Raw genomic sequence first — 26,076 nt, forward strand, 5'->3', positions numbered from 1 at the left:
CGGGGTTGACGGTACGCCGCCATAATGGCCGGGTGATCGACTCCTCTCCCGCCCTCGTTCCCCCGTCCGAGCCGCGCGTTCCCGTCGTCATCGTCGGCGCCGGTCCCGCCGGGCTGACGCTCGCCAACATCCTGCGGGACGCCTCCGTCGACTGTGTCGTCCTGGAGGCGGAGAGCAGGGAGTTCATCGAACAGCAGCCCCGGGCGGGGTTCCTCGAGGAGCGGGCCGTACGGGCGCTCGAGCGGCACGGGCTGGCCGGACGGCTGCTGGAGACGGCGCAGACGCACAGCGCGTGCGAGTTCCGCGTCGACGGGGAGCGGCTGCGGTTCCCGTACACGGAGATTTCCGGCCACCACCACTTCGTCTACCCCCAACCGCTGCTCGTCACCGATCTCGTGCGCGCGTACGCGGATGTCAAGGGGGGAGACATACGGTTCGGTGTGCGGGACGTGGAGGTCCACGGCATCGACTCGGAGAATCCGTCCGTGTCGTACACGGATCCGGTCTCCGGTGAGCAGCGGCGGATCGCCTGCGAGGTGATCGCCGGCTGCGACGGCGCCCGCGGTGTCACCCGGGGCGCCCTGCCGCCGGAGCGCGCGCGCCTCGCGCGGCTCGACTACGGGGTCGGGTGGCTGGCGCTGCTCGCCGAGGCGCCGCCGTCGTCGGACTGCGTGGTCTTCGGGGTCCATCCGCGCGGTTTCGCCGCCCACATGGCGCGCAGCCCGCAGGTCACCCGCTACTACCTCGAGGTTCCGCCCGGTGACGACCCGGAGAACTGGTCGCACGACCGTGTCTGGTCCGAGCTGCGCGCACGGCTGTCCGTGGCGGGGGCGCCCCCACCGGCCGAGGGACGGCTGATCGAGAAGCGCGTGCTGGACATGCACAACTACGTGGTCCAGCCGATGGCGTACGGGCGGCTGTTCCTCGCGGGCGACGCCGCACACCTGGTCGCCCCGATCGCGGCGAAGGGCATGAACCTCGCCCTGTACGACGCGTTGCTGCTCGCGGAGGCGCTCATCGCCCACCACCGCACGGGCGACACCGGCCGCCTGCGGGGCTATTCGGCGGCCTGCCTGCGGCGGGTGTGGCAGTACCAGGAGTTCTCCGAGTGGTTCGCGGAGCTGCTGCACGGGCCGTCGTCGGGCGATCCGTTCCGCGCGGGCAGCGCCGTCGCCCGGCTGCGGCGGCTGTTCGACTCCCCTGCCGCGGCGGCCGCGTTCGCGGAGTCGTACATCGGTTCGGCCGTCGCGGTAACCGACGGTAAACTACCGACCAGTAGCGACGGGGCGTTGTTTTCGCACGTGTGAGCGGTGCCGGACGGTCCGGCGAAATCCGGTTCGCAGAAAATCGCCTTTCTTTGAACACCCACCGTCACGCCCACCGTACATCCGGGAAAGGGAGAGTCCGGTGCGCTGCGAGGGATGACGATGGACCACGGGCAGGTCTCGGCACAGGAGTTGGTCGCCGGACGGTACCGGACGCTCGAAGTGGTCCACCGTGAGGAGGGGCGCACCGTCTGGCTCGGCCAGGACGTGGAACTCGGGCGGCCGGTCACCCTCACCGAGTCGCGGCTGGCGCCGCTGCGTCCCGAGGTCACCTCGCGCCGCACGATCGCCCGGGTCCTGCGCGAGTCGGAGGCCATGGAGCTGCTGTGCCCCGGCCGGATCGCCACCGTCCTCGACGCGGTCGACGACAACGGTGTCCTGTGGACCGTGACGGGACGGGTCGACGGCACGCCTCTGGGGGAGATCCTGGATCGCGGGCCGCTGAACCACGTGCGTGCCGCCCGTATCGGCCTCGGGATCCTCGACGTCCTGGAGGCCGCCCACCGCCGGGGCGTCACCCACGGGGACCTGAGCCCCGGGCAGGTGTTCGTGCAGGAGGGAGGACAGGTCGTGGTGGCCGGGTTCGGACTGATCGGTTCGTCCGTCACCCAGCGGGTCACCGCCCCGTCGTACGCCTCCCCCGAACAGGCCCGCGGCTCGAGCGCCGGTCCGGCGGCGGACCAGTGGGCGCTCGGTGCGCTGCTGTACGCGATGGTCGAGGGCCGTCCGCCGGTCCGGGACCGCGGCCCGGCCGAGGCGACCCTGCGCGCCGTGGACCGGCTGCCGCTGCGCCCCCCGCTGAGCGCCGGGCCACTGGCCCCGGCCATCACGGGGCTGCTGCGCCGGGACGCCCTGGAGCGGGTACCTGAGTCCGCGGTGCGTACCTCCCTGGTGCGCATCGTGCGCGACGACCTCGACGAGCCCACCCAGGAGACACTGGTGCCGCGCCTGAGGGGGGCGTGGCTGGTCGCCCACGGGGCGGGCCGGGCCTGGAGCAGACCGGCCGTGCGCCGGTCGGTGCTGGTGGGGGCGGGGCTGGTGGTCGTAGCCTCCTCGGTCGCCATCCTCGTCGCGGCGGGCGGCTCGGAACGGGGCGGTGCGTCGGCGACCGGGGCGGAGCCGTCGCGCTCCCTCGCTCCCTCGCGGTCGGCCACGGCGTCCGGGAACGGCACCGGCGGCACGACCCTGCCTTCCGCGGCGAGTACGCCACCGAGACCGTCCGTGCCGCCGTCGCCGCCCGCCACCGAGAACCCGGCGACGACCTTCCGCCGCTACGACGCGCCGGAGGGCTTCTCCATCGACCTGCCGCAGGGCTGGAAGCCCGTTCAGACCTACGACGCAGCCGAGGGCACCTACCGGGTCACGTTCGGCGCGAGCGGGGACCCTCGCACGCTCGCGGTCACCTACAGCGTGCGGCTCGGTACGGATCCCGTCGCCGTGTGGCGGAAACTGGAGCCGTCGCTGAAGAGCGCGTACGCCGGCTACGAACGGGTGGGCGACATCCGCGCCGTGACCTACCAGGGCCACCAGGGTGCCGACATGGTGTGGCTGTCCACGGTGAACGGCGTCCGGGTGAGCACCTTCGGCCGGGGCTTCCTCCTCGGCGACGGCCGCGGCTGCTCCCTGCGCTGGACGACCCCGGCGGCGGACGCGCAGAGCACCGCGAACAAGCAGGCACTGGACGTGTTCCTGAGAACGTTCCGGCCGCCGGCGGCATGAGAAGGGTCTGCATCCGGCGTCGAGCCGAGCGGGGGAAGCGGTGAGGGGGGCTCGGGACGAAATCGGTCGCCCACTGGCGGCCGTTGCGCACGTACCGCAGGAAGCTGCGGCGCGTCCGCTCCTCGGTGGACCCGTCGATGCGGCAGCCGTGGCGCACGCTCGCCGACCGTGCCCCGCATCTGCTGCCGGGGCCCCGCAGGAGGACCGGGCGGCGCCGCCGACCCGTGCGGATCCGTTCCGCCGCGCCGGCTCCACGGTTCTCAGCGGCATTCCGGGGGCCGGCGTTCGGGTACGCGTCCGGCCAGCCACCGGGCGATCGACTCGGCTATGGGCTGGCCGGTTTCCAGTTCGACGAAGCCGAACTGGCCGCCCTGGTTGCACTCCAGGAACCACCACACGCCCTCCTCGTCCTCGGCGAAGTCGAAGGCGGCGTACGCGAGGCCGGACAGGCGCAGGTACTCGTGGACCGACTTCACGATGCGGTCGGGTACCGCGGTGGGTTCCCAGGAGTGCTCGGAGTCACCGAACCGGCCGTCCACCTGCCCGGGCGCCGCTGTCTTGCGGGCGCCGAACAGCCGCGCGCCGACGCATGTCAGCCGGATGTCGGCACGCTTGGGGACGTAGCGCTGCAGCAGGGCGGGGCCGGCCGCGACGGCGGAGAAGTCGGCGTCCGGCCCGATCAGGGTCGTCGGCAGGGCCAGCCCGGGGTCGTCCTGCGGCGGCCCGGACGCGGACTTCACCACCACGTCCCGGTACTCCTCGGCGAACTGCTGCGCCACGCGCGGAGCGGTGGTGACGACGGTCGGCGGCACGGCGAAGTCGCTGAGGTGGGCGATCCGCAGCTGCCACGGCTTGTAACGTGCCTGCTCGGCACTGCGGGGGTGGTTCATCCACCGTGTCGAGGCCGAGTAGAGCATGCCGTACAGGGCCTGGCGGGTCTCCGCGGTCAGCCAGGGCGAGGGCTCCGCGGCGTGGGCGGCCGGTTCGCCGGGCCGGCGCACCCACACCGAGCGCAGGCCCCCCATGCTCAGGACGTGCCCGCCCACCGACAGATGGCCGTCGAAGTCGCCGTGGGCGTAGTCGGCCGACAGCACCGCCCTGCCGGGGAGGTCGGCGGGGTCGAGACGCATCACGGGCACGGCCCGCTCGTGCAGCTCGGCCACCACCATGTCGGCCGTCACGTCCTCGTCCGACGTGAGGATGAGAACCGTCATCCGGTCCGTGCCGTCAGTCGTCGAAATGGGTCTGGGAACCGGCCGTCGACGTGGTCGTGCCGACCGCCAGCAGCAGTGCACGGTCGCTGACGGCGGGACGCCCGTCCGGGAGCACGTTCAGCTGCCGCGAGGGATCGAAGCGGTACGGCGTCACCATGACCTGAACCCCCTTGGGGACGGCGTAGTTGAGGGTGAACGGTCGCACGTGAAACCTCCACGGTCTTGGGTTGCCACTTCCCAAATCTTTACGTCTTCCCCCCGTAAGGAATTCATCACTTTCCGACACATCGGGGTGAAGGTCGTCACATACCCGAGAGGCAACCGCTTGACGTCACGGGGCGTCCCGGCAAGCGGGATGCGCACTGTCAGTGCCCTCGGCGACAATGCGGGGTAAAGATCATCTCGAAGCAGTCTCGCCCCGGGCGGGACGATCGTCCGCCCGCCCAGGAAAGGCCGACCCACCATGACGCGCCCTCGGCTCAGTTCCCGTGCTGCCGAAGTGCTGCGCCTGATCATGGACCAGCGCCGGGCGGTCTTCCTGACCGTGCATGCCAACGGGCGCCGCCGGTACGGCTACTGGCAGGCCGACGGCCGCCCCGTGGCCCTGCCGACCGACGAGTGCGACGCGTTGTACGCGGCCGGGCGGATCGTGCTCGGCGACCCGGTGGTCGACCGGTCGAAGACCGTCTACCGAGTCCGGGCCGCCGCACGCGGCACATCCCGCGCGCCCCGTTCCGCCCTGACGGCGTGAGGGCGTGGCCCTACCAGCGCTCCTCGACCTGCTCCTTGATGCGCCGGTCGTACAGGTCCCGGATCGCGTCGAGCGTCTCCCGCGACAGCGGGGGCAGCTTCGCGACCGCCGCGTTGGCGCGGGCCTGGTCGGCCGAGCGGGCCCCGGGGATCACCGAGGTCACGCCGGGCTGCTGGACGATCCAGGCGAGCGCCAGCTGGGCCGGGGTGCAGCCCTCCGGCGCGAGCGCGGCGAACTCGGCCGCCGCCTCGACACCGGCGGCGAAGTCGACACCGGAGAAGGTCTCGCCCTGGTCGAAGGCCTCACCGTGCCGGTTGAAGGAGCGGTGGTCGTTCGGGGCGAAGACCGTGTCCCTGGTGTACTTCCCCGACAGCAGACCGGAGGCGAGCGGCACCCTGGCGATGATGCCCACGCCGGCCTCCCGCGCCGCCGGGAGGACCTCGCGCAGCGGCTTCATGCGGAACGGGTTGAGGATGATCTGCACGCTCGCCACGTTCGGGCGCGCGATCGCGGTCAGCGCCTGCGCGCAGGTCTCGACGCTCACCCCGTACGCGGCGACGCGGCCCTCCTCGACCAGGGTGTCCAGGGCGTCGTACACCTCGTCGGAGGAGTAGACGGGCGTGGGCGGACAGTGCAGCTGCACCAGGTCGATGCGGTCGACGCCGAGGTTGCGGCGGGAGCGGTCGTTCCAGACCCGGAAGTTGTCGAGGACGTAGTTCTCGGGGATCTGGTCGACGCGCCGGCCCATCTTGGTCGCCACCAGCACGTGCAGGTCGGGCCTGCCGAGCAGGAAGGCGGCGATGGTCTGTTCGCTGCGCCCGTCGCCGTAGACATCGGCGGTGTCGAAGAAGGTCACCCCGGACTCGGCCGCCGCCTCCAGCACCTCGTGGGCGTCCTTGTCGTCGACGTCGCCCCAGTCGGCGCCCAGTTGCCAGGTGCCGAGGCCGATCACCGACGCGTGCTGCCCCGACCTGCGGAATTCTCGCTCTTCCATGCGGTCAGTCTGTCATCCGGGCCCGTCCGGACGCAGGACGCCCCACCTGCACCGGACACCTCTCCATCACTCATACGGGTGAATCGATGTGACGGAAGGGGGACACGTGTCAATCGGTGTCTACGGTGGCGACATGACCGAACCACCAGCGGGTCCCTCTCCCGTCATAGGCGGCGGGGACGCCTCCTGGACGCGCCGGGGATTCCTGCTCACCGCCGCCTCGCTGGCCGCCGTCTCCCCGGCCCTGACGCAGGTCACCGCCGCCGCCGACGAACTCCCCGGATTCCCGCCGGACGTCGATCTGTACCGCACGGCGTACCGCAACTGGGTCGGGGAGATCACCGCCGAGGGACTGTGGGCCTGTGCGCCGAGGGACGCACGTGAGGCCGTGGACGTGGTCAACTGGGCCCGGAGGCAGGGCTGGGCGGTCCGCGCCCGTGGCTGCTCCCACGGCTGGTCGCCCCTGACGATCCCCGCCGGCACCGGGCCCGGGTCATCCGTTCTGCTCATGGACACCGCCGCCCATCTCACGGGGCTGTCACTGGAATCCACCGATCCGGCCGCCGTCCGGGTCGGCACCGGCGTCACCCTCGAGGCCCTGCTCGGCTTCCTGGAGGACCACGGCCTGGGCCTGACGGCGACACCGGCGCCCGGCGACCTGACCCTCGGCGGGGCCCTGGCCATCGACGCGCACGGCACCGCCGTCCCGGCCCTCGGCGAGAGCCGGTTGCCCGGGCACACCTACGGTTCGCTCAGCAATCTCGTGCTGTCCCTGACCGCGGTGGTGTGGGACGAGGCCGACGACGCCTATGTCCTGCGGACGTACCGGCGCGACGAGGCGGAGGGTGCCGCGCTGCTCACCCATCTCGGGCGCGCCCTGGTCACCGAGGTGGTGCTGCGCGTGGGTGTCAACACCGACCTCCGCTGTGTCAGCCGCACCGACGTCCCGGCCGCCGAGCTCTTCGCGGCACCCGGCAGCGACGGCCGGACGTTCGCGCGGTTCCTGGACCAGACCGGCCGGGCGGAGGCGATCTGGTTCGCCTTCACGGAGTTCCCCTGGCTGAAGGTGTGGAGCGTCGCCCCGCGGCGCCCGCTCACCTCCCGGCCGGTGACGTCGCCGTACAACTATCCGTTCTCCGACCACGTGCCCACACCCGTGGCGGACCTCGCGGGGCGTATGGTGTCCGACGCTGCCTGGTACCTCGCGCCCGAGCTGGGCAACGCGCAGCTGGCAGCCGCCGTCCTGGGGCTGAGGGCCACGCTCTCCGCGGATCTGTGGGGGCCGTCCAAGAACACGCTGCTGTACATCAGACCCACGACCCTGCGGGTCACCGCGAACGGCTATGCGGTTCTCACCTCGCGCGACGGGGTGCAGCGCGTCGTCCACGAGTTCACCTCCTTCTACCGGGATCGGCTGACCGCCCACGCCGCGCGCGGGCGCTTCCCGGTCAACGGCCAGGTCGAGATCCGCGTGACGGGCCTCGACGATCCCGCCGACGTCGGGTTCACCGGCGCCCACGCCCCGTCGCTGTCGGCGTTGCGGCCGCGCGCCGATCACCCCGAGTGGGACACGGCGGTCTGGCTCGACGTGCTCACCCTGCCGGGTACGCCGTACGCGGAGGAGTTCTACCGGGAGCTGGAGCAGTTCCTGCTCGCCACGTACGACGGCGGAACGGGCCTCGTCCGCGTGGAGTGGTCCAAGGGGTGGGCGTACACGGACGAGGCGGCGTGGTCGGACCCCGGCGTGCTGCACAACGCCGTACCGGACTCCTTCAGCGACGGGCCCTCCTGGGCCCAAACCTCCGCGCTCCTGGGCCGACTCGACCCGCATCGCGTGTTCGCCAACGCCTTCCTGGACCGGCTGTTCCCCTGAGGCGTTCAGCCGGTGGTCCCGGGCGCTGAGCGCCGCAGCCTCCGTACCGCGAGGGCGAGTTGGAGGCGCAGCCGGCCGTGCGGTGCGTGCACGTCCCAGCCGATCACGTGCTGGAGTTGGGCCACACGCTCCTGGAGCGTGGAGTGGTGCACCGTCAGCTCCGCGGCGGCGGACCGCAGGCTGGGCGAGGACGCCACGGCGTGCAGGGTCGCGGCGGCCCACGGGGCCTCGGCGACAGCGCGCTCCACCGCGAGCAGGTCCGGGATCGGCGGGGTGCGGGGGCCGACGGCCCCGGCGAGCAGGGCGAGTGCGCCCAGGTCGTCCGCGTGGACGGTGCGCGGTCCGGGGTCGTGCGCGGTGCCCTCGGCGGTGAAGCGGAGCGCGGTGCGGGCCGCCGCCCATGACTCGGGCAGCCGTACGGGCTCCACGGCGGGTCCTATGCCGGAGCGCGGCTCCTCCTTCGCCGGCTGTCGCACCGTGTCGGCGGGCTCGACGCGGGCGCCGCCGCCGTACAGCGCGACGGCTCGTACCCGCTGCTCGGCGCGGAGTCCCAGCCGGGCCGCCGCGCTCAGCCGTACCGTGGGCGGAGCGGCGGCGTCCAGCACAGTCTCCAGGAGCGCCGGGTCGTCGGCGGGTGCCCGGCCGCGGGTGCGGTCCAGGACCAGGCGGACCGCCGCGACGGCCCGTTCGAGGATCATGGCGTGGACACCGTCGGGTGGGCCGGGGTGCTCCAGCCACAGCCCGGCGTCCCCCAGGTCGCGGGTACGGACGTCCGGGCCCGTCGCGAGGGAAGCCCACGGCCAGGCGGGATCGGGCGGGTCCGCCGCGTCGTGGCGGCGCCCGTCGGGTTCGACCCGGACGCGGACGCCGCGCCGTTCGTCGATCAGCCGGGCCGGGCTGCCGGACAGGACCGCGGCGCCGCGCACCAGGGCCTCCAGGCCCGCACGCTCCTCCGTCAGACGGTCGAAGTACGCGATGACGCGCAACGCGGCGCCCGCGTCGGGATCGAGCGCCGCGAGCCGTCCTGCCAGCTCTCTCACGGGCACCATCCTGCGGGTGCGCACGGCGTCTGCCAAGTTACGCGGCTCGCGTCATGGAAGGAGACTTGCGGTCCAGGTGTCACCGGGGGCGAACCGGCAGACCGATCACGACTCGACACGCGCCCCAGGGGGCGCCTTGTGGACCGAGGGGCTGATCCACCAGGCGTCCCCCCGACCCCGGTCAGGCGCTCAACAGCCGCCGCAGCCAGCGCAACCGGGCCGCACGGGCCTCCTGGGACAGCGGGGCCTGCGGGGCGAAGCCGTCGAAGCCGTGGAACCCGCCGGGCCACACATGGAGTTCGGCGCGTCCGCCCGACTGCCAGATCCGGGTGGCGTAGGTGATGTCCTCGTCGCGGAAGGTCTCCGCGGAACCGACGTCGATGAAGGCGGGCGGCAGGCCGGACAGGTCTGTGGCACGGGCCGGGGCGGCGTACGGGGAGACGTCCGGGCCGCCGCGCGCCTCACCGAGGAGCGCGCCCCAGCCGGTGGCGTTCGCTGTGCGGTCCCATACGCCGCGCCCGGCCATCTGGCGGGCGGAGACCGAGTCGTTGCGGTCGTCCAGCATGGGGCACATCAGCATCTGTCCCAGCAGGGCGGGGCCGCCGCGGTCCCGTGCGAGCAGGGCCAGAGCCGCGGTGAGGCCGCCGCCCGCGCTGCCGCCGGCGACGATGACGCGCTCGGGGTCGATGCCGAGTTCCTCGGCGTTCTCGGCGGTCCACTTCAGGCCCGCGTAGCAGTCCTCGACCGGGGCCGGGTGCGGATGCTCGGGAGCCAGCCGGTACTCGACGGAGACCACGACCAGGCCCAGCTCCTCGGCCCAGTCGAGCGCCTCGTCCACGCCGAACCGGTTGGTGCCGACGATCATCCCGCCCCCGTGCGCGTGGTAGATCGCCGGGAGCGGGCCGGTCGCACCCGTGGGCCGGCAGACGAGCAGCGAGACGTCGGGCGCGCCGGCCGGCCCCGGCACCGCCCGCTCCTCCACCTCGAAGGCGCCGCCGCGGCGCAGCTCGTCGTCGGAGGGCGGCGGGAAGAGCATGCCGGCGCGTACCTCGGGGATGGCCTCGGGCGGAAAACCCGGGGGCAACTGCTCGCCGATCAGTTCGAGCGCGGCCGCCAGCTCCGGGTCGAAGGGCGGGGGCGGAAAAACGGGCCCGACGCCTCGCTGCTCGTCTGCCGGGGTGGTCGTCGGCTCGGCGGTCATGGCTGCTCCTCACGTCGTGGCCACGCCCGTGGCCAGTGCGTTCATGGTGCACGCCGCCCCGCCGCCGCGGCACGCGCCGTTCGGCGGGAATCCCCCGCCGAACGGCGGGCCGGCCTCCCGGGGTCCCCGGCATCGCGCGCCCCGGAGCCAGGGTCGCCGCGGGAGTACCGAGCAGACGCGGGAGTACCGAGAAGAGCGGACACCTCGGGCGGCGAGGCCGTCGGCGGAGACGCCGATATGGGCGGCGGCCGCCTCGCCGCCGCACCCATGGTCCCTGCCGGCACACCGTCCGCCCCGGGATCCGCGACCGCCTCCGTCTGCGGAACTCAGCGGGCGGTCCCGCAACCCGGACGGCACCTGGAGCGGCACGTCGGTGCGGGACACGGAGGCGACCCCGCTGACCGGGACGCGCGGCCGGGCGGTCTTCTCCCGCCGCGGCCGCCTCACCGGTCCCGCAGCGGCGCCGGCGGAGCGCCCGGATGTGACGCTCAGGGCCGCGTCCGGCTCTCCAGCCGCAGCTCGACGTCGATCTCCTGGTCCCCGGCGACCACGCCGAGCTGGTGAACGGCGTACAGCTCGTCCAGGGCTCGGCGCAGCCGCTCCACCGCCCTGGGCTCGCCCTGCAACTCGGCCTTGACCGGGCCGGACAGCGGCGGTGGCGGCGACGTGTGCTCGTCGGCCCCGTGCGTGGCCGACGTGTCGAACGTCCCCGTCCACATCGTGGGCCGGGACGTGTGCGCCTCGTGGGGCGCCTCCTCCGCGGCGCGGTCCGAGCCGAAGTGGCGGCACAGTTCTGCGAACAGGTTCCCGGCGTCCGTCGCCGAGCAGTCGCTGACCACTACCTCGACCTGAAGTGCGTGCGTTTCGGACGCGTTCACGGCCGCTCCTCTCCTCGCGATGGCAGACCGATGGCCGACCCCGGACGGCCGACGCGGGTACCCCGCCCCAGGGGGCCCATGCACGACGGTACGGCGCGTGTTCCCGGCCCGCCTGTCGGGGAGCCGTCCGCGATGTGGGCGGTAAGCCCCCTGGTCAGCGCTGTCCGTGAGCTATGTTGAAGGCCTCGGGACACAACGGAGGAGGTCCGGTGCCATCGCCGCAGCAGTCACGCGCGCAGGCGTCTGCGATCACTGCTGGCAAGTCGGCCCCGGAAGTGGGTGCCAGCCCGACGTCCCAGCTCAGGGAGTTGTTCGACGGTCCCCGGCTGTCCCCGGGCCATCGCCGGATCGCCCAGTACCTGATCGAGCACATCACCGAGGCCGCGTTCCTGTCGATCACGGATCTGGCCGAGCGGGTGGGGGTCAGCCAGCCTTCGGTGACCCGTTTCGCCGCGGCCGTGGGCTTCAGCGGCTACCCGGCGCTGCGGGAGAAGTTGCAGTCCATCGCCCTGAGCACCCTGAGCACCCTGGGCAGCCCGGGCACCCCCGCGGAGCAGCCGGCCAACGAGCTGCAGGCGGCCGTGGACGCCGAGATCGAGAATCTGGAGAACCTGCGGCGGGACTTCGCCGATCCGGACCAGGTGATCCGGATCGGGCGCGCGCTGTCGGAGTCGACGCCCCTGACCGTGATGGGCCTGAGGATCTCCGCCTCCCTCGCCGAGTACTTCGCCTACGGGGCCCGGCGCATCCATCCCGACGTGCGGCTGGTGACGCGCGGCGGGACCGTCGCCTACGACGCGCTGTTGCAGTCGCGGGAGGCCGGCGGCACCTGGGTACTGGCCTTCGGGATGCCCCGGCACGCCCAGGAGAGCCTGACCGCGGTGCGGGTGGCGCGCAGTGCGGGGCTCAAGGTCGCCCTGATCACGGATCTGGGGCTGGGTCCGCTCGCGGACGAGGCCGACGTCGTGTTCGCCACCGGCACCGGTTCCCGCCTCGTGTTCGACTCCTACGCGGCTCCCGGACTGATGGCGGCAGCGCTGCTGCAGGCGATGACGGACGCCGATCCGGAGCGGACGCAGGCGCGGTTGGAGGAGTACGAGCAGATCGCGGACCAGCACCAGTTCTTCCTCAAGGACTGATCCGCCCGGCCCGTCCGAATCCGTCCCGGCCTCGGACGGATGATCTCGTCAAACGGGATCTCTCACACCAAACCGGTGTTGAATTTTTTCATGTCCTTGCGTATCCGCAGGTATATATAAATACTGCTCGCGGATCGCGACCCGGGACAACCGGGACGCGCCGTACGGACAACCGGGGCCGTCCGCTCCTACCCACGGGTTCCGGGTGTCCGGACGGGCCCCGCTGCGCGGGCATCCTCGGCGGCGGCTCCGGCCCTCCCCTAGACCGGAGCCGCCCCCGAAGTCGCCGCAGCACCCTGAGCCGACGTGACCCGGAAGCGAACATCATGGCCTTGACGACGTACTCGCCGATCAGCTCGGACTGGCCGTGCCAGGTCAAAACCCCCGGCAGCTACGACTGGGAGCGGTCGGCGGTCAAGTGGCTGCGCGAACTGGTGCCCGCACGCTACGCCAGCTATCCGGCCCTGCTCCGCCACCCGGTCCTGCTCGCCCGGCACGCCCAGATCCAGGTGCAGAACGAGGTGCGGGTGGCTCGTACCGCCCTGCAGACGGCCCGCGCGGAGCTGCCCGCGCTCGGCCTGCCGGAGTCGGTGATCGAGCACACCATCAGGATGTACGCCGCCGAGGTCATGCAGCTGCAGCACATCGCGCGCAGCGTACGCGCCGTCAGCCAGGCATTGGTGGAGAGCAACCTCACCCGCCCCGGTCACTGACGCACCCCGCAAAGGGCGTTCGGCCGGCACGGTCCACCGTGAAGCCGGGCATCCGTAGGAGTGGACGACTCCTACGGATGCCCGGAGCTGTACATGGATTCCACGACCTGGGCCGTACTCGCCGTGGCCGCGGTCCTCGCGGCGGCCCTGCTCGGTGTGGCCCTCGCGCTGCTGCGGCGGCTGGTGCGTACGCGCCGCGACCTGCGCCGCGCCGGACTGCCCACCGGCCCACGCTGGCTGTTCTGGGGCGCGGTCGTCTATCTGGTGCTCCCGACCGACCTGCTGCCGGATCCCGTGTACCTGGACGACATCGGCGTCCTGCTGCTGGCGCTGCGTTCGATGCGGGCCGCGCCAGCGGCACGGGAACCCTGGCGCGAGGGCGGCACGTCGTCCGACTGACGGGCCACCGGGGCCACCGTGCAGCGAGGCGCCCTTCCGGCTGATCGCCACGAGGACATCGCGCCCGCCCTGACCCGCGACTGACGGTGTGCCGGTGCGGCCGGCCGTGCCCGCCGCACCGGCAGCCCGGTACCCGGGCCCAGGGCGGCCGCGTCGGCGTGAAAGCCCGCGCGCGCCCGCGGAACTGTCAGCTGGACTCCCGCACCACCAGCCGGCACGGCACGGTGTGCACCCCGGGCGCCGGTTCGGCGTCGATGGCCTCCAGCAGGCGCAGGGCGGCGATCCTGCCGATCTCGGCGAGGTTCATGTCGATGGTGGTCAGGGGCGGGCGGCTGGCCAGGGCCATGGTGTCCCAGTTGTCGTAGCCCACGACGGCGATGTCGCCGGGCACGCTCACACCGCGTTCGCGCAGCGTGTCGGTGACGCCCCGGGCGATCTGGTCGTTGCCGCAGAAGAAGGCGTCCGTGTCGGGGGCCGTGCGCAGGACGGCGTCGGCGGCGCGACGGCCCCATGCCTCGCTCCACTCCCCGAAGTGGACCCGCCCGGTGGCGAGTTCCAGCGAGGAGCGCTCCAGGTGCCCGATCGTGTGGCGGGCGCGGTCGCGAGCCGCCGCGTGGTGCTCCGGGCCGGTGACGTGCGCGACCCGGGTGCGGCCGATGCCCAGCAGATGGTCGACGGCGAGGTGTGCCCCGCCCCGGTCGTCGGAGACCACCGAGGTGTCGGCCGGGTCGGTCGAGGGCGAGAGCGCGTAGACGATGGGGACCGAGTCGATGCCGGTCAGCGGAGGGCGCGGGTCCGTGCGGCGGCCGGTGACGATGATGCCGTCCACCCGCCGGTCCATCAGGTTGCGCAGGTGGTGCTGCTCCCGGATGGCGTCGCCGCGCGTGTCGCACAGCAGTACGGAGATCTTTCCGGCGCCGAGCGCGTCCTCGGCGCCGAGCAGGACCGGGGTGCTGAACCGGCCGATGCCGTCCGTCGTCATGAGGCCGACCGTCCAACTGCGGCCGGTGTGCAGGCTCTGGGCGTGCTGGTTGGGCCGGAAATCCAGTGCTTCCACCGCGTCGAGCACCCGCTGCCGGGTCTCGGGACGCATCCTGCCGCCGCCGTTCAGCGCCTTCGACGCCGTGCCGACGCTCACGCCCGCCAGGGCGGCGACATCGGCGAGCTTGGCCCGGCCGGCGGACGGGGCGCCTGCAGCAGAGGTCACGGGCAAACCTTTTCCTCGGGGGTGACGGTGCGACCCATCCTGGCAGCAGCGCGGGCCTGAGCGCCAGCCCGTGAGCAAGCGGAAAAATATCGTGTCGCTCCCCTTGACCGCGACCCGCTTCCGTCCACTACGTTCACCGCAGAAAAACGGTTGCTCAAACATGCACCGCTTCGCTTCTCCGTCTCCTTGTCTCCTCGACTCCTTGTCTCCAGGCGGCCCAAGCGACCGCGCCGGCTGCTCCCGTCCCGCGACGCACTCCGGAGAACCATGCCCCGCACACGCACCGCCCCGCCCTCCCCGGGCCCGGTCCACCCCGGTCCCGGGGCCCACACCGTGCTGCGCCCCGCCGCCGTCGGCATCCGCGAGGGCTTCTGGCACACCCGCCGCGAGGTCAACGCACGCACCTCCATCCCGCAGGGGCCCCACCTACTGGAGTCGGCGGGAAACCTGCACAACCTGCGGGCGGTTGCGGGCACCGCCGAGGGCGAGTTCCAGGGCGCCTACCCGTTCGTGGACTCCGACGTCTACAAGTGGCTCGAGGCCGCCTCCTGGCAGCTCGCCCAGCGGACGGCACCCGAGGACGACGCTGAACTCACCGACGTGGTGGACCGGATCGTCGCGCTGGTCGCGCACGCCCAGCAGCCCGACGGCTACCTCAACACCTGGTTCCAGCTCCGCGAGGGTGGCAAGCGCTACGAGGACCTGCGCTGGGGCCACGAGCTGTACTGCGCCGGCCATCTGATCCAGGCCGCGGTGGCCCATCACCGGGCCACCGGACGCACCGAACTGCTCGACGTGGCCCGCCGTTTCGCCGACCACATCGACTCGGTCTTCGGCCCGCCCGGCAGCGGCAGGCCCATCGACGGCATCGACGGCCACCCCGAGGTGGAGACCGCCCTGGTCGAGCTGTTCCGGGAGACCGGCGAACGCCGCTACCTGGACCTCGCCGAATACTTCGTCGACCGCCACGGCCACGGCCTGCTCGGCGGCGAGGCGTACTGCCAGGACCGCGTGCCGCTGCGCGAGGCCACGAACGTCGAGGGACACGCCGTACGCCAGCTCTACCTGCTGGCCGCCGCGGCCGACCTGGCGACCGAGACCGGGGACGCCGGTCTGCGCGCCGCCGCCGAGCGGTTGTGGCAGGCGATGACCGCCACCAAGACCCATCTGACCGGCGGGCTCGGCGCCCACCACGACGAGGAGGACTTCGGCGACCCGTACGAGCTGCCCAACGAACGCGCCTACTGCGAGACCTGCGCCGCCATCGCCTCCGTGCAGTGGAGCTGGCGCATGGCGCTGCTCACCGGCGAGGCCCGCTACTCCGACCTGATCGAACGCACCCTGTACAACGGTTTCCTCGCCGGTGTCTCCCTGGACGGCGAGCGCTGGCTGTACGTCAACCCGCTCCAGGTGCGCGACGGCCACACCGACACCGGCGGCGACCAGTCGGCCCGCCGCACCCGCTGGTTCCGCTGCGCCTGCTGCCCGCCGAACGTCATGCGGCTGCTGGCCTCCCTGGAGCACTATCTCGCCTCGGCCGACGCAGGCGGTCTGCAGATCCACCAGTACGTCACCGGACGCTACGAGGGCGACATCGACGGGGCCCCGGTCGCCGTGAGCGCCGTGACGGACTACCCCTGGCACGGCGCGATCGCCCTCATCGTCGAGGAGACCCCCGAGGACCGGCCGTGGACGCTCTCGCTGCGTGTTCCGCAGTGGTGCCGCGAGTACCGCCTCCGGGTCGGGGACACGGCGTACGACCGGACCGACGCGCCCCTCACCGACGGCTGGCTGCGGCTGGAGCGCACCTGGGCACCCGGTGACCAGGCCGTCCTCGAACTCGTCCTCGATCCCCGCCTCACCGCGGCCGACCCGCGCGTGGACGCCGTACGGGGCTGTGTGGCGATCGAACGCGGGCCGCTCGTGTACTGCCTGGAGCAGGTCGACCACCCCGGCGGCGGTCTGGACGACGTCGTCATCGACACCACCCGCCCGCTCGCCGTGAAACACCGCCCGGACCTGCTCGACGGTGTCACCACCGTCGTGGCCGCCGGACACCGCCGGCGCGTCCGAGACGCCGGCTGGTGGCCGTACCGGATCGCGGAGACCACCGAGGACCCCTCGGCCGGCGAGCCTCTCGAGCTGACCGCGATCCCCTACTACGCCTGGGCCAACCGCCAGGACGGCAGCATGCGCGTCTGGCTGCCGACCTCCTGACGCGCTCCTCCTCCCCGCCCCAGCCAAGCCCCGCCACACCCCGAGACAACGAGGTCAACCGTGAGACACACCCGTCCCGCCCTGCTCGCCGCCGTCGCCGTCATCGGCACCCTTGCCTCCGCCACCGCCTGCGGCGGCGGTTCGGGCTCCTCTCCCTCCTCCTCGTCCGGCAAGTCGGGGGCGACGTACACCTTCTGGGACCCGTACCCGCAGTTCGACGCCTCCTCGGCGTGGGGCAAGCTCGTCAGCAAGTGCGGCACGGACGCCGGCGTCAAGGTCGAGCGCACCGGCATGGACACCACGGACCTGGGCAACAAGGCGCTGCTGGCCGCCCAGCAGGGCAACGCGCCGGACGTGATGCTCGTGGACAACCCTGTCGTCTCCACGCTCGTGGAGGCGGGGATCCTCAACAAGACCAGCGACCTGGGCCTGGACACGTCGTCGATGCAGAAGAACATCATCGGCGCGGGCGTGATCGACGGCTCCGCCTACGGCGTCCCGATCGGCGCCAACACGCTCGCCCTCTACTACAACAAGAAAGTCCTGGCCGCCGCCCACGTCGACCCCGCCGCCGTCAAGGACTGGGCGTCCCTGACGGCGGCCCTGAGAAAGGTCAAGGCGGCCGGCAAGAAGGGCATCACCTTCTCCGCCATCAACACGGAAGAGGGCAGCTTCCAGTTCCTGCCGTGGTTCTGGGGCGCCGGCGCCGACCTGACCAAGCTCGACTCGGCCAAGGGCGCGGCCGCCCTGACGCTGTGGAAGCAGTGGGTCGACGGGGGCTACGCGCCCAAGGACGTCCTGCAGAACACGCAGACCACCAGCTGGCAGGAGTTCGCCACCGGTGACTACGCGTTCGGCGAGAACGGCACCTGGCAGCTCGGAAACGCGGCGAAGGCCGGGTTCCCGTACGGGGTCATCGGCATCCCGGGGCAGAACGGCGGTCCCGCACCCGTTCCGACCGGCGGCGAGTTCGTCACCGTCCCGGTGCAGAAGGACAGCTCCCGCTACGACGCCAGCAAGAAGATCGTCACGTGTCTGACCAACTCCGCCAACCTGCTGTCGACGGACAACACCCTGATGTACGTCGCCCCCACCCAGGAGGTACAGGCCGAGCAGGTGAAGGCGAACCCCGAGCTGAAGCCGTGGGTGGCCGCGGTGGCCGCGGCGCGCGGTCGCACCAGCAACGGCCTGGGCACCAAGTACCCAACCATCTCCCAGCCGCTGTGGACCGCCGTGCAGGCCGCCCTGTCCGGCAGCAAGAGCCCGCAGGACGCGCTCGGCACCGCGCAGACGGCTGCCGCCAAGGGCAAGAGCTGACACCGCCACGCGCCCGCCCCGGACACGCCACCCGCATCCAGGAGTTCGCATGACCCTCGCCCGCGTCGACCGCCGCTCCCGGCGGTCCCCGGCCAGGTCCGGGGCGACCGGCGCCGCTCACGGCAAGGACTCGTCGGCACTGCGGCGCCGCCAGCGCCGCAGGAGCCGGCTGACCGCACTGGCCTTCCTCGCTCCTCTGGTCGTGTACCTCGCCGCCTTCTACCTCTACCCGCTCTACCGCAACCTCGACCTGAGCCTGCGCGACTACACCGTCCGCTCGTTCGTGTCGGGCGACGCGCCGTTCTCCGGGCTGGACAACTTCAGGACCGTCCTCGACGATCCGACGTTCGGCCCGGCGATGCGCCACACCTTGATCTTCACCTTCGTGTCGATCGCGTTCCAGTACACGGCCGGGCTCGCCCTCGCGGTCTTCTTCAACCGGCGCTTCCGCCTGGCCGGCACACTCCGGGCCCTGTTCCTGATCCCCTGGCTGCTGCCACTGATCGTGTCGGCCTCGACCTGGTCATGGATGTTCAACAGCGAATCCGGCGTCATCGACTACGCCCTCCACCTCGTCGGCGTGGCACCGGTGGACTGGCTCACCTCCCCCGACTGGGCCCTGACCTCCGTCATCATCGCCAACATCTGGATCGGCATCCCCTTCAACCTGGTCATCCTCCACAGCGGTCTGCAGAACATCCCCGCGGAGCTGTACGAGGCGGCGTCGCTGGACGGGGCGAGCGCCTGGCAGCAGTTCCGGCGCGTCACCTTCCCGCTGCTGCGCCCGGTCTCGGCGATCACCCTGCTGCTCGGCCTCGTCTACACCCTCAAGGTGTTCGACCTGATCTGGATCACGACGAAGGGAGGCCCGGGCGACGCCTCGTCCACCCTGGCCACCTGGTCCTACCAACTCGGCTTCGGCACGCTGCTGCCGAAGTTCGGGCCCGGGGCCGCCGTCGGCAACATCCTCATCCTCATGGCCCTCGTCTTCGGTCTGCTGTACATCCGTGTCCAGAGGAGGCAGGAAGCATGACCGCCCACCGTGGCTCCGCCCGGCGCTCGCGCCTCCACACCGTCATCGGCGTCCTGCTCACCGCCGTGATGCTGTTCCCGGTGTACTGGATGCTGAACGTGTCCCTCACCCCACAGCAGGACATGCGCAAGAGCCCGCCCGACCTCCTCCCGCTGCACCCCACCTTCGAGGGCTACCGGGCCGTTCTCGACGACCAGATGCCGTACCTCGGCACGAGCCTGCTGATCGGCCTGGGCACGGTCGTCCTCACCCTGGTCCTCGCCGCCCCGGCCGGCTTCGCGCTGGCCAGGCTGCGGCCCCGGGGCGGCGGACTCCTCGGCCTCGCCCTGCTGGTCGCCCAGATGATCCCCGGCATCGTCATGGCGATGGGCTTCTACGGGATCTTCCTCGACCTCCACCTGCTCAACTCCTGGTGGGGGCTGATCATCGCGGACTCGACCATCGCCGTGCCCTTCGGCGTCATGATCTTCACGGCGTTCATGTCGGGCATCCCCGGCGAACTCATCGCCGCGGCCCGCATCGACGGCGCGGGCACCTGGCGCACCTTCCGGTCCGTCGTGCTCCCCGTGAGCCGCAACGCCGTGGTCACCGTCTCACTCTTCGGCTTCCTGTGGGCCTGGTCCGACTTCGTCTTCGCCAACACCCTCGACGGCGGCGGCGACCTGCGCCCGATCACCCTCGGCATCTACCACTACATCGGCAACAACAACCAGGAATGGAACGCGATCATGGCCACCGCCGTCGTCGCGTCGATCCCCGCAGCCGTTCTGCTGGTCCTCGCACAGCGCTATGTGGCCGCCGGTGTGACCGCCGGCGCCGTCAAGGACTGAGTCCGTCCAGGACGGACCAAAACCGGCATTCCCCCTGTTCCCCCTGTTCCCCCTGCTCGGGAGGCCCTTCATGAGCCGCACTCACAGACGCGTCGGCCTGACCGCCACCGTCGCCACCGCAGTCCTCGCCTCCGGCCTCGCCACCGCCTCACCCGTCCAGGCGTCCCCGACGTCCTCGACCACCCTGGTGGTGAACGCCGACCAGATCCTCCGCCCGGTCACCCATGTCGCGACCGGCAGCCTCTACGGCCTCGCCGACGACAGCACCCCGGCCGACAGCCTGGTCACCCCGCTGAAGCCGAACACCTTCGTGCAGATGGCCCCGGGCGGCCACCAGCTCCCCAACGGGGAGCCCAAGCCCGCCGGGGACGCGCTGGTCGTGGCGGCCAAGGCCGCCCGGGCGGGCGCCAAGGTCGTCGTCCGCATGCCGGACTGGTACCCGAACTTCCCGTACAAGTGGGTCAGTTGGAGCGACTGGCTGTCGGCCGTGGACCAGCAGGTCGCGTCCGTGCAGGGGTCCGGGGCCACCGACATCGCCGGGTACGAGCTGTGGAACGAACCCGACTGGACGTGGGACACCACCCACGCGGGCGACTTCGACGCCGGCTGGGCGCGGACGTACAAGGAGGTCCGCGGCAAGGACACCAGAACCCCCGTACAGGGCCCGAGTTACTCGGTCTGGAACCAGAGCTGGATGAGCCGGTTCCTCACCGACGCCAAGGCCTCCGGCACCGTGCCCGACATCATCTCCTGGCACGAGCTGCAAGGGGCGGGCAACATCGCCGCGCACGTGTCGGCGTACCGCGCGCTGGAGTCGAGCCTCGGTATCGGCCCGCGCCCGATCGCCATCGAGGAGTACGGGACCACCGGAGAGGTCGGCGTGCCCGGGCCGCTGATCGGGTACGCCGCCAAGTTCGAGCGGGCCGGAGTGCACGACGCCGAGCTGGCCTTCTGGAACCACTACGGCACACTCGGAGACACCCTCACCGACACCGGCGGCTCACCCAACGGCGCGTACTGGGCGTACAGGTGGTACGGCGACATGTCCGGGAACATGCTCGTCACCACTCCCCCGGCCCAGACGGGCATCGACGGCATGGCCTCCCTCAACGGCTCCGGCAACCGGATCAGCGTCGTCGCCGGCGGCTGCACCGGCTCCTGCGCGGTGACGATCAACGGTCTGGACTCCCTGTCGGCGTTCGGCAGCACGGTGCACGTGAAGCTGGAGTACACGCCGTCGAAGGACCGCACGACGGCGGTGTCCGGCCCGGTCACCGTCTCCGACACCGACCACACGGTCTCGAACGGCTCGATCACGGTGCCGGTGGCGATGAACGCCTCCGACGGCTACCACATCGTCGTCACCCCCACCGGCACCTCCAACTCGCTGGCCGGCCGCTACCGGATCACCAACAGGAACAGCGGTCTGGCCCTGGACACCCAGAACGCGGGCACCGCTCAGGGCACGTCCGTCGTCCAGGCGACCGCCACCAGCGGCAGCGACCAGAACTGGACGCTGGTGTCGGCAGGCCGCGGCCTGTACAAGATCGTCCAGCAGTCCAGCGGCCTGCTGCTCGGCATCCAGAACATGAGCACCGGTAACGGCGGCACGGCCCTGATCTGGGGCGACAACGGCACCGACGACCACCTCTGGCAGCTCATCCCGTCCGGTGACGGCTACTACAAGATCGCCAACTACAACAGCGGGCTGCTGCTGGGCGTGACGAACATGAGCACGTCCTCCGGCGCCCGGGTTCTGCAGTGGTCCGACAACGGCACGACCGACCACCTGTGGAAGCTGACCTCGCGCTGAGGTCGGGTCGAGCCGCCGCTCACCGTGCCGGTCCGGCACGGTGAGCGGCGTCGCGTGGCCTTCGGCCTCAACCCGCCTTCAGGTCAGGGCTGTTCGGGCGCCGGTGCGGTGGCTGGTCCGGTGCCGGGCGGGGCCCGAGCGGCGGGATCTCCAGGGTCTGCGGCTTGTCCGCGTCGACGGTGAGCGGCTCGCCGTGGTGGTGGATGGTCAGCGGGTCGCCGTTCTGCAGGGTGTAGGTGGCCGCGGTGCGGCCGATCTCCACCCGCAGTCGGCGGCCCCGCAGTTGCAGCGTGAAGGCGAGGCGGCCGAACCGCTCCGGCAGGCGCGGGGCGAACGCGATCCGCTGCCCGTGGTGGCGCATGCCGCCGAAACCCGCGACGAGCGCCATCCAGGTGCCGGCGAGGGACGCGATGTGCAGACCGTCGCGTGTGTTGTGCTCCAGGTCGTGCAGGTCCATCAGCGCTGCCTCGTGCAGATAGTCGTAGGCGAGCCGCATATGGCCCGTCTCGGCCGCCATGACCGCCTGGCAGCAGGCGGACAGCGACGAGTCGCGGACGGTGAGGGGTTCGTAGTAGGCGAAGTTGCGCGCCTTGTGCTCCGCGTCGAAGAAGGCGCTGCACGTGTACATCGCCAGCACCAGATCGGCCTGCTTGACGACCTGCTTGCGGTACAGGTCGAAGTACGGGAAGTGCAGCATCAGCGGATACTGGTCGGCGCGGGTCGAGGCGAAGTCCCAGCGCTGGTAGCGGGTGAACCCGGCATGCTGCTCGTGCACCCCGAGTTCCTGGTTGTACGGGATGCGCATCGCCTCGGCGGCGTCCCGCCAGGCCGCGGCCTCCTCGTCGTCGACGCCCAGCTCCTCGGCGCGGCGCGGATGACGCTCGACCACGTCGGCGGCGGCCAGCAGGTTGGCACGGGCCATCAGGTTGGTGTACGTGTTGTCGTCGGCGATCGCGCTGTACTCGTCGGGGCCGGTCACCCCGTCGATGTGGAAGGTGCCGTGGTGGTCGTGGTGGCCGAGCGACCGCCACAACCGGGCCGTCTCCACCAGGAGTTCCACCCCGGTGTCGCGTTCGAAGCGCTCGTCGCCGGTGGCGGCGACATAGCGGACGACGGCGTCGGCTATGTCGGCGTTGACATGGAAGGCGGCGGTTCCGGCCGGCCAGTACGCCGACCCCTCCGATCCCTCTATGGTCCGCCACGGGAACGCGGCGCCGCGCAGGCCCAGTTGGAGGGCGCGCTCACGGGCGGCGGGCAGTGTGTTCTGCCGCCAGCGCAGCGCCTCGGCGACGGCGTCGGGCGAGGTGTAGGTGAGCGGGGGCAGCACGAACATCTCGGTGTCCCAGAAGGCGTGCCCGTCGTAGCCGGAGCCGGTCAGCCCCTTGGCGGGGATGGCCCGCTGCTCGGCGCGGGCCCCGGCCTGCAGGACGTGGAAGAGAGCGAAGCGCACCGCCTGCTGGATCTGCTCGTTCCCGTCGATCTCGACGTCCGAGCGCGCCCAGAACTCGTCCAGATATGCGCGTTGTTCGGCGACGAGACCTGACCAGCCGACGCTGGTGGCGGCGGCGAGCGCGGCGTCCACCTGGTCGCTGATCGCGGGCAGGGAGCGGGTGCCGGACCAGCCGTAGGAGACGAACTTCTCCACCCGCAGCTTCTGGCCCGGGGCGAGCGCGGAGGCGATGGTGAGACGGGCGAGGTCGTCGGTGGCCTCGCTCTCGGTCGTGGTGGGGTCGGGTCCGGTGACGATGTGGTCGGCGGCGGCGCCGACCCTCAGACCGCTCCTGCGCGTGCGGTGCACCAGCCGCAGCCGGGTGCTCTTGGCGAAGTTCTCCTCGGCCTCCAGCGGGGACTCCAGCACGATCGCCGCCCGTGGGTCCCGGTCGCGACCGGGCAGTTGCTCGTTGGCGACCAGCTCCGACTGGACGACGATCCGGGCGGGATCGCCGACGGGCTCGATCTCGTAGGCGACGGCCGCGATGGCGCGCTGGGTGAAGGAGACGAGGCGGGTGGAGCGTACGCGGACCGTGGAGCCGGCCGGCGAGGTCCACTCGCAGGTCCGGGTGAGCAGTCCGGTGCGCAGGTCGAGGACGCGTTCGTGGGAGCGCAGCCGGCCGTAGCGCAGGTCGAAGGGCTCGTCGTCCACGAGCAGTCGGATGATCTTGCCGTTGGTGACGTTGATGACGGTCTGCCCGGACTCCGGGTAGCCGTAGCCCGCTTCGGCGTAGGGCAGTGGGTGGGTCTCGTGGACGCCGTTGAGGTAGCTGCCCGGCAGTCCGTGCGGTTCTCCCTCGTCGAGGTTGCCACGCCAGCCGACGTGCCCGTTGGACAACGCGAACACCGACTCGCTCTGCGGCAGGACGTCCAGGTTCAGGCCGCGTTCGCGCAGCGTCCACGGCTCGACGGCGTACGAATTGTGCGTGATCACGACCACTCCCCCAGGTCCACCAGGTCGGGTACGACCACGTCGGCACCGTGGGCGCGCAGTGCGTCCGCCTGCCCGACGCGGTCCAGGCCGACGACGTAGCCGAAGTGACCGGAGCGCCCGGCGTCCATGCCGGCGAGGGCGTCCTCGAAGACGGCGGCGGCCTTGGGTTCCACGCCGAGGTCGTGGGCGGCGGCGAGGAAGGTGTCCGGGCGCGGTTTGCCGGGCAGGTGCCGTTCGGCGGCCACGACCCCGTCGATGCGTACGTCGAAGAGGTGCTCGGCGTCGATCGACCGCAACACGTCACGGCAGTTGGCACTGGAGGAGACCACCGCCGTGCGCAGCCCCGCGGCCCGTACGGCGCCGATGTACCGGATGGTGCCGTCGTAGGAATCGACGCCGCGGGTGCGGATCAGTTCCAGGAGCAGTTCGTTCTTCCGGTTGCCGAGGCCGTGCACGGTCTGCCGGTCGGGGGGGTCGTCGGGGGCGCCCTCCGGCAGCTGGATGCCGCGGGAGGCGAGGAAGGTGCGGACGCCGTCGGCGCGGGGACGGCCGTCCACGTACTCGTCGTAGTCGGTGGTGTCGTCGAAGGGGCGGAAGTCCTCCCCTTCCCGCGTGTGCAGAAAGTCGTCGAACGTCCTTTTCCACGCGGCCGCGTGGACGACGGCGGTCTTGGTGATGACCCCGTCGAGGTCGAAGAGGCAGGCCTGGATACCGTCCGGGAGACCGAGCTTCGTCATAGGAGCCACCTTCCCTCAAGAAAGCCGGGCAGAGGGTGGCGAGTGCCACATTGCGTCTTCTCGACACTCCGTCGGCAGGGCCCCCGGCCGACGGAGGAACGGACGGGGCGTCAGAGCGAGCCCCTTCCCGCTGCCGAGGAACCGGTCGCCGAGGGCGGCGGCTCGGGTGAGGGCGCGGCGGACGCCGGGTCCGGGGCCGGGGGTGTCGGGGCGCGCCCCGAGGAGCGGCTGGGGCCGCGTGGACCGCCCGCCGGTGTGGGCGCGGCCGCGTGCGTGCGTGGAGAGGGCGTCCACGACCCATCACCCCACACATCAGCGACGTTTCCGGACATAACGTCCGATGGGTGTCTGGCGGGATCACCGGCCTCGCGATCGGGCGCGAGCTCTGGTGCAATGGCGGAGACCCGGCCCGCCCCTCACGGGCCACCGCCCCCACCCGGCAGCGAGCGACGTACTCATGACCTTCGACGATCTCCTCGACCGTGCCGTGTCCCTCGCCGGCCCCGGCCGCCGTGCGGTCCTCGGCATCACCGGCAGCCCGGGAGCGGGCAAGACGACGCTCGCCGAGCACCTGGTCCGCGAGCTGAACGGGGACGGGCCGGCATGGGTGGCGCACGTCCCCATGGACGGCTTCCACCTGGCCGACGTCGAACTGGACCGGCTGGGGCTCCGCGACCGCAAGGGCGCGGCCGACACCTTCGACGCGGCGGGGTACGCCGCGCTGCTGCGGCGGCTGCACGAGGAGCAGGAGGGCGAGACCGTGTACGCGCCCGGCTTCGAGCGGGTCCTGGAGCAGCCGATCGCGGGTGCGATCCCGGTGCCGCCGTCGGCCCGGCTGGTCGTGACGGAGGGCAACTACCTGCTGCTCGGCACGGGGGCGTGGGCCCGTGTGCGCGCACACCTGGACGAGGTGTGGTTCTGCGAGACCGCGGAGGAGGAGCGCGTCCGGCGACTGGTGGCCCGGCACGAGGAGTTCGGCAAGGACCACGACGCGGCGGTGGCGTGGGCGCTGGGCACCGACCAGCGCAACGCGGAGCTGATCGCGGCGACCCGGGACCGGGCGGACCTGATCGTACCGGGGACGGCTCTGCCGGCACCGTACGGGCCGCCCCCGGCCATGCCGGGCCAGGAGCCGCTCACCCGCCCGAAACGCTGAGCGTCCCGCGTGGGTCAGGCGTGCATCGCCGGCACCTACTCGCCGCTCGCGTCGCCCGACGGGCCGCCGGTCGTGGGCCATCCGCAGGACCACCG

At 72.0% G+C, this 26,076-nt stretch carries 22 protein-coding genes; 13 read left to right on the forward strand and 9 right to left on the reverse strand.

The genetic code is table 11. From position 1 onward, the window contains the following. The first annotated feature begins 32 nt into the window (after positions 1–32). Together AC5WS8_RS00890 and AC5WS8_RS00895 are read left to right on the forward strand one after the other, a co-directional pair. Entirely contained in the window at positions 33–1,307 is a 1,275-nt protein-coding gene (locus AC5WS8_RS00890; protein ID WP_496101287.1) for a 4-hydroxybenzoate 3-monooxygenase, read from the forward strand. A gap of 114 nt (positions 1,308–1,421) precedes the next feature. Next, positions 1,422–3,044, forward strand: coding sequence for a serine/threonine-protein kinase (locus tag AC5WS8_RS00895; protein WP_496101288.1), 1,623 nt, complete (start codon positions 1,422–1,424; stop codon positions 3,042–3,044). A gap of 260 nt (positions 3,045–3,304) precedes the next feature. Here the strand turns inward: AC5WS8_RS00895 and tgmB are convergent, their stop codons facing one another. Both tgmB and tgmA read right to left on the reverse strand, forming a co-directional pair. Further along, positions 3,305–4,258 (reverse strand): ATP-grasp ribosomal peptide maturase, encoded by a 954-nt coding sequence (tgmB, locus tag AC5WS8_RS00900; RefSeq protein WP_496101289.1) that lies wholly within the window; start codon positions 4,256–4,258, stop codon positions 3,305–3,307. Between the two features lie 13 nt (positions 4,259–4,271). Next, positions 4,272–4,463: a putative ATP-grasp-modified RiPP gene (gene tgmA / locus AC5WS8_RS00905; RefSeq protein WP_496101290.1), complete on the reverse strand. Its 192-nt coding sequence runs from the start codon at positions 4,461–4,463 to the stop codon at positions 4,272–4,274. Between the two features lie 258 nt (positions 4,464–4,721). On the opposite strand from tgmA, the gene AC5WS8_RS00910 reads away from it, so the two are divergent. Beyond that, positions 4,722–5,009, forward strand: a complete 288-nt coding sequence (locus AC5WS8_RS00910; RefSeq protein WP_496101291.1) for a hypothetical protein — start codon at positions 4,722–4,724, stop codon at positions 5,007–5,009. Between the two features lie 10 nt (positions 5,010–5,019). Here AC5WS8_RS00910 and AC5WS8_RS00915 read toward each other — a convergent pair whose 3' ends face one another. Next, positions 5,020–6,003 carry an aldo/keto reductase gene (locus AC5WS8_RS00915; RefSeq protein WP_496101292.1) on the reverse strand — a complete coding sequence of 328 codons (984 nt, stop codon included), beginning with the start codon at positions 6,001–6,003 and terminating at the stop codon, positions 5,020–5,022. Between the two features lie 133 nt (positions 6,004–6,136). Here AC5WS8_RS00915 and AC5WS8_RS00920 point away from each other — a divergent pair, with 133 nt between their 5' ends. Next, the gene (locus AC5WS8_RS00920) at positions 6,137–7,876 is read left to right on the forward strand and encodes a cholesterol oxidase substrate-binding domain-containing protein (protein WP_496101293.1); all 1,740 of its coding nucleotides are present in this window, start codon (positions 6,137–6,139) and stop codon (positions 7,874–7,876) included. A gap of 5 nt (positions 7,877–7,881) precedes the next feature. On the opposite strand, the gene AC5WS8_RS00925 is transcribed toward AC5WS8_RS00920, so the two are convergent. The 3 genes from AC5WS8_RS00925 to AC5WS8_RS00935 form a co-directional block, all read right to left on the reverse strand. Continuing rightward, positions 7,882–8,916, reverse strand: a complete 1,035-nt coding sequence (locus tag AC5WS8_RS00925) for a helix-turn-helix domain-containing protein (protein ID WP_496101294.1) — start codon at positions 8,914–8,916, stop codon at positions 7,882–7,884. A 181-nt stretch (positions 8,917–9,097) separates the two neighbouring features. After that, the gene (locus AC5WS8_RS00930; RefSeq protein WP_496101295.1) at positions 9,098–10,117 is read right to left on the reverse strand and encodes an alpha/beta hydrolase; all 1,020 of its coding nucleotides are present in this window, start codon (positions 10,115–10,117) and stop codon (positions 9,098–9,100) included. A gap of 488 nt (positions 10,118–10,605) precedes the next feature. Further along, positions 10,606–10,995, reverse strand: coding sequence for a hypothetical protein (locus AC5WS8_RS00935; RefSeq protein ID WP_496101296.1), 390 nt, complete (start codon positions 10,993–10,995; stop codon positions 10,606–10,608). 209 nt (positions 10,996–11,204) lie between these two features. Here AC5WS8_RS00935 and AC5WS8_RS00940 point away from each other — a divergent pair, with 209 nt between their 5' ends. The 3 genes from AC5WS8_RS00940 (at position 11,205) to AC5WS8_RS00950 (ending at position 13,246) form a co-directional block, all read left to right on the forward strand. Continuing rightward, entirely contained in the window at positions 11,205–12,134 is a 930-nt protein-coding gene (locus tag AC5WS8_RS00940) for a MurR/RpiR family transcriptional regulator (RefSeq protein WP_496101297.1), read from the forward strand. Between the two features lie 326 nt (positions 12,135–12,460). Next, on the forward strand, positions 12,461–12,847 hold the full coding sequence (locus tag AC5WS8_RS00945; RefSeq protein WP_496101298.1) for a hypothetical protein: 387 nt from the start codon (positions 12,461–12,463) through the stop codon (positions 12,845–12,847). Between the two features lie 93 nt (positions 12,848–12,940). Beyond that, positions 12,941–13,246, forward strand: a complete 306-nt coding sequence (locus AC5WS8_RS00950; RefSeq protein WP_496101299.1) for a YkvA family protein — start codon at positions 12,941–12,943, stop codon at positions 13,244–13,246. A 187-nt stretch (positions 13,247–13,433) separates the two neighbouring features. On the opposite strand, the gene AC5WS8_RS00955 is transcribed toward AC5WS8_RS00950, so the two are convergent. Next, positions 13,434–14,453 (reverse strand): LacI family DNA-binding transcriptional regulator, encoded by a 1,020-nt coding sequence (locus tag AC5WS8_RS00955; protein ID WP_496101300.1) that lies wholly within the window; start codon positions 14,451–14,453, stop codon positions 13,434–13,436. A gap of 267 nt (positions 14,454–14,720) precedes the next feature. Between AC5WS8_RS00955 and AC5WS8_RS00960 the strand changes: the two genes are divergently transcribed. The 5 genes from AC5WS8_RS00960 (at position 14,721) to AC5WS8_RS00980 (ending at position 21,663) form a co-directional block, all read left to right on the forward strand. Continuing rightward, positions 14,721–16,670, forward strand: coding sequence for a glycoside hydrolase family 127 protein (locus AC5WS8_RS00960; protein WP_496101301.1), 1,950 nt, complete (start codon positions 14,721–14,723; stop codon positions 16,668–16,670). A 60-nt stretch (positions 16,671–16,730) separates the two neighbouring features. After that, positions 16,731–17,987 (forward strand): sugar ABC transporter substrate-binding protein, encoded by a 1,257-nt coding sequence (locus tag AC5WS8_RS00965; RefSeq protein ID WP_496101302.1) that lies wholly within the window; start codon positions 16,731–16,733, stop codon positions 17,985–17,987. Positions 17,988–18,036: 49 nt separating this feature from the next. Further along, on the forward strand, positions 18,037–19,020 hold the full coding sequence (locus AC5WS8_RS00970) for a carbohydrate ABC transporter permease (RefSeq protein WP_496101303.1): 984 nt from the start codon (positions 18,037–18,039) through the stop codon (positions 19,018–19,020). Next, the gene (locus AC5WS8_RS00975) at positions 19,017–19,850 is read left to right on the forward strand and encodes a carbohydrate ABC transporter permease (RefSeq protein WP_496101304.1); all 834 of its coding nucleotides are present in this window, start codon (positions 19,017–19,019) and stop codon (positions 19,848–19,850) included. The genes AC5WS8_RS00970 and AC5WS8_RS00975 overlap by 4 nt, the downstream gene beginning before the upstream one ends. Before the next feature lie 70 nt (positions 19,851–19,920). Next, positions 19,921–21,663: an RICIN domain-containing protein gene (locus AC5WS8_RS00980; protein WP_496101305.1), complete on the forward strand. Its 1,743-nt coding sequence runs from the start codon at positions 19,921–19,923 to the stop codon at positions 21,661–21,663. Positions 21,664–21,730: 67 nt separating this feature from the next. Here AC5WS8_RS00980 and AC5WS8_RS00985 read toward each other — a convergent pair whose 3' ends face one another. Continuing rightward, positions 21,731–24,088, reverse strand: coding sequence for a glycoside hydrolase family 65 protein (locus tag AC5WS8_RS00985; RefSeq protein ID WP_496101306.1), 2,358 nt, complete (start codon positions 24,086–24,088; stop codon positions 21,731–21,733). Continuing rightward, entirely contained in the window at positions 24,085–24,825 is a 741-nt protein-coding gene (locus AC5WS8_RS00990; RefSeq protein ID WP_496101307.1) for an HAD family hydrolase, read from the reverse strand. The genes AC5WS8_RS00985 and AC5WS8_RS00990 overlap by 4 nt, the downstream gene beginning before the upstream one ends. A 457-nt stretch (positions 24,826–25,282) precedes the next feature. Here AC5WS8_RS00990 and AC5WS8_RS00995 point away from each other — a divergent pair, with 457 nt between their 5' ends. Then, positions 25,283–25,981 carry a nucleoside/nucleotide kinase family protein gene (locus AC5WS8_RS00995; protein WP_496101308.1) on the forward strand — a complete coding sequence of 233 codons (699 nt, stop codon included), beginning with the start codon at positions 25,283–25,285 and terminating at the stop codon, positions 25,979–25,981. Positions 25,982–26,076: the final 95 nt, after the last annotated feature.

This window comes from Streptomyces sp. PTL18 (genome assembly GCF_059510295.1).

Excerpts from the sequence above, each read along its gene's own strand:
- AC5WS8_RS00895 (WP_496101288.1), top strand. The coding sequence starts at position 1,422 with ATGACGATGGACCACGGGCAGGTCTCGGCACAGGAGTTGGTCGCCGGA.
- tgmB (WP_496101289.1), bottom strand. The coding sequence starts at position 4,258 with ATGACGGTTCTCATCCTCACGTCGGACGAGGACGTGACGGCCGACATG.
- AC5WS8_RS00910 (WP_496101291.1), top strand. The coding sequence starts at position 4,722 with ATGACGCGCCCTCGGCTCAGTTCCCGTGCTGCCGAAGTGCTGCGCCTG.
- AC5WS8_RS00915 (WP_496101292.1), bottom strand. The coding sequence starts at position 6,003 with ATGGAAGAGCGAGAATTCCGCAGGTCGGGGCAGCACGCGTCGGTGATC.
- AC5WS8_RS00920 (WP_496101293.1), top strand. The coding sequence starts at position 6,137 with ATGACCGAACCACCAGCGGGTCCCTCTCCCGTCATAGGCGGCGGGGAC.
- AC5WS8_RS00930 (WP_496101295.1), bottom strand. The coding sequence starts at position 10,117 with ATGACCGCCGAGCCGACGACCACCCCGGCAGACGAGCAGCGAGGCGTC.
- AC5WS8_RS00945 (WP_496101298.1), top strand. The coding sequence starts at position 12,461 with ATGGCCTTGACGACGTACTCGCCGATCAGCTCGGACTGGCCGTGCCAG.
- AC5WS8_RS00950 (WP_496101299.1), top strand. The coding sequence starts at position 12,941 with ATGGATTCCACGACCTGGGCCGTACTCGCCGTGGCCGCGGTCCTCGCG.
- AC5WS8_RS00960 (WP_496101301.1), top strand. The coding sequence starts at position 14,721 with ATGCCCCGCACACGCACCGCCCCGCCCTCCCCGGGCCCGGTCCACCCC.
- AC5WS8_RS00970 (WP_496101303.1), top strand. The coding sequence starts at position 18,037 with ATGACCCTCGCCCGCGTCGACCGCCGCTCCCGGCGGTCCCCGGCCAGG.
- AC5WS8_RS00975 (WP_496101304.1), top strand. The coding sequence starts at position 19,017 with ATGACCGCCCACCGTGGCTCCGCCCGGCGCTCGCGCCTCCACACCGTC.
- AC5WS8_RS00980 (WP_496101305.1), top strand. The coding sequence starts at position 19,921 with ATGAGCCGCACTCACAGACGCGTCGGCCTGACCGCCACCGTCGCCACC.
- AC5WS8_RS00990 (WP_496101307.1), bottom strand. The coding sequence starts at position 24,825 with ATGACGAAGCTCGGTCTCCCGGACGGTATCCAGGCCTGCCTCTTCGAC.
- AC5WS8_RS00995 (WP_496101308.1), top strand. The coding sequence starts at position 25,283 with ATGACCTTCGACGATCTCCTCGACCGTGCCGTGTCCCTCGCCGGCCCC.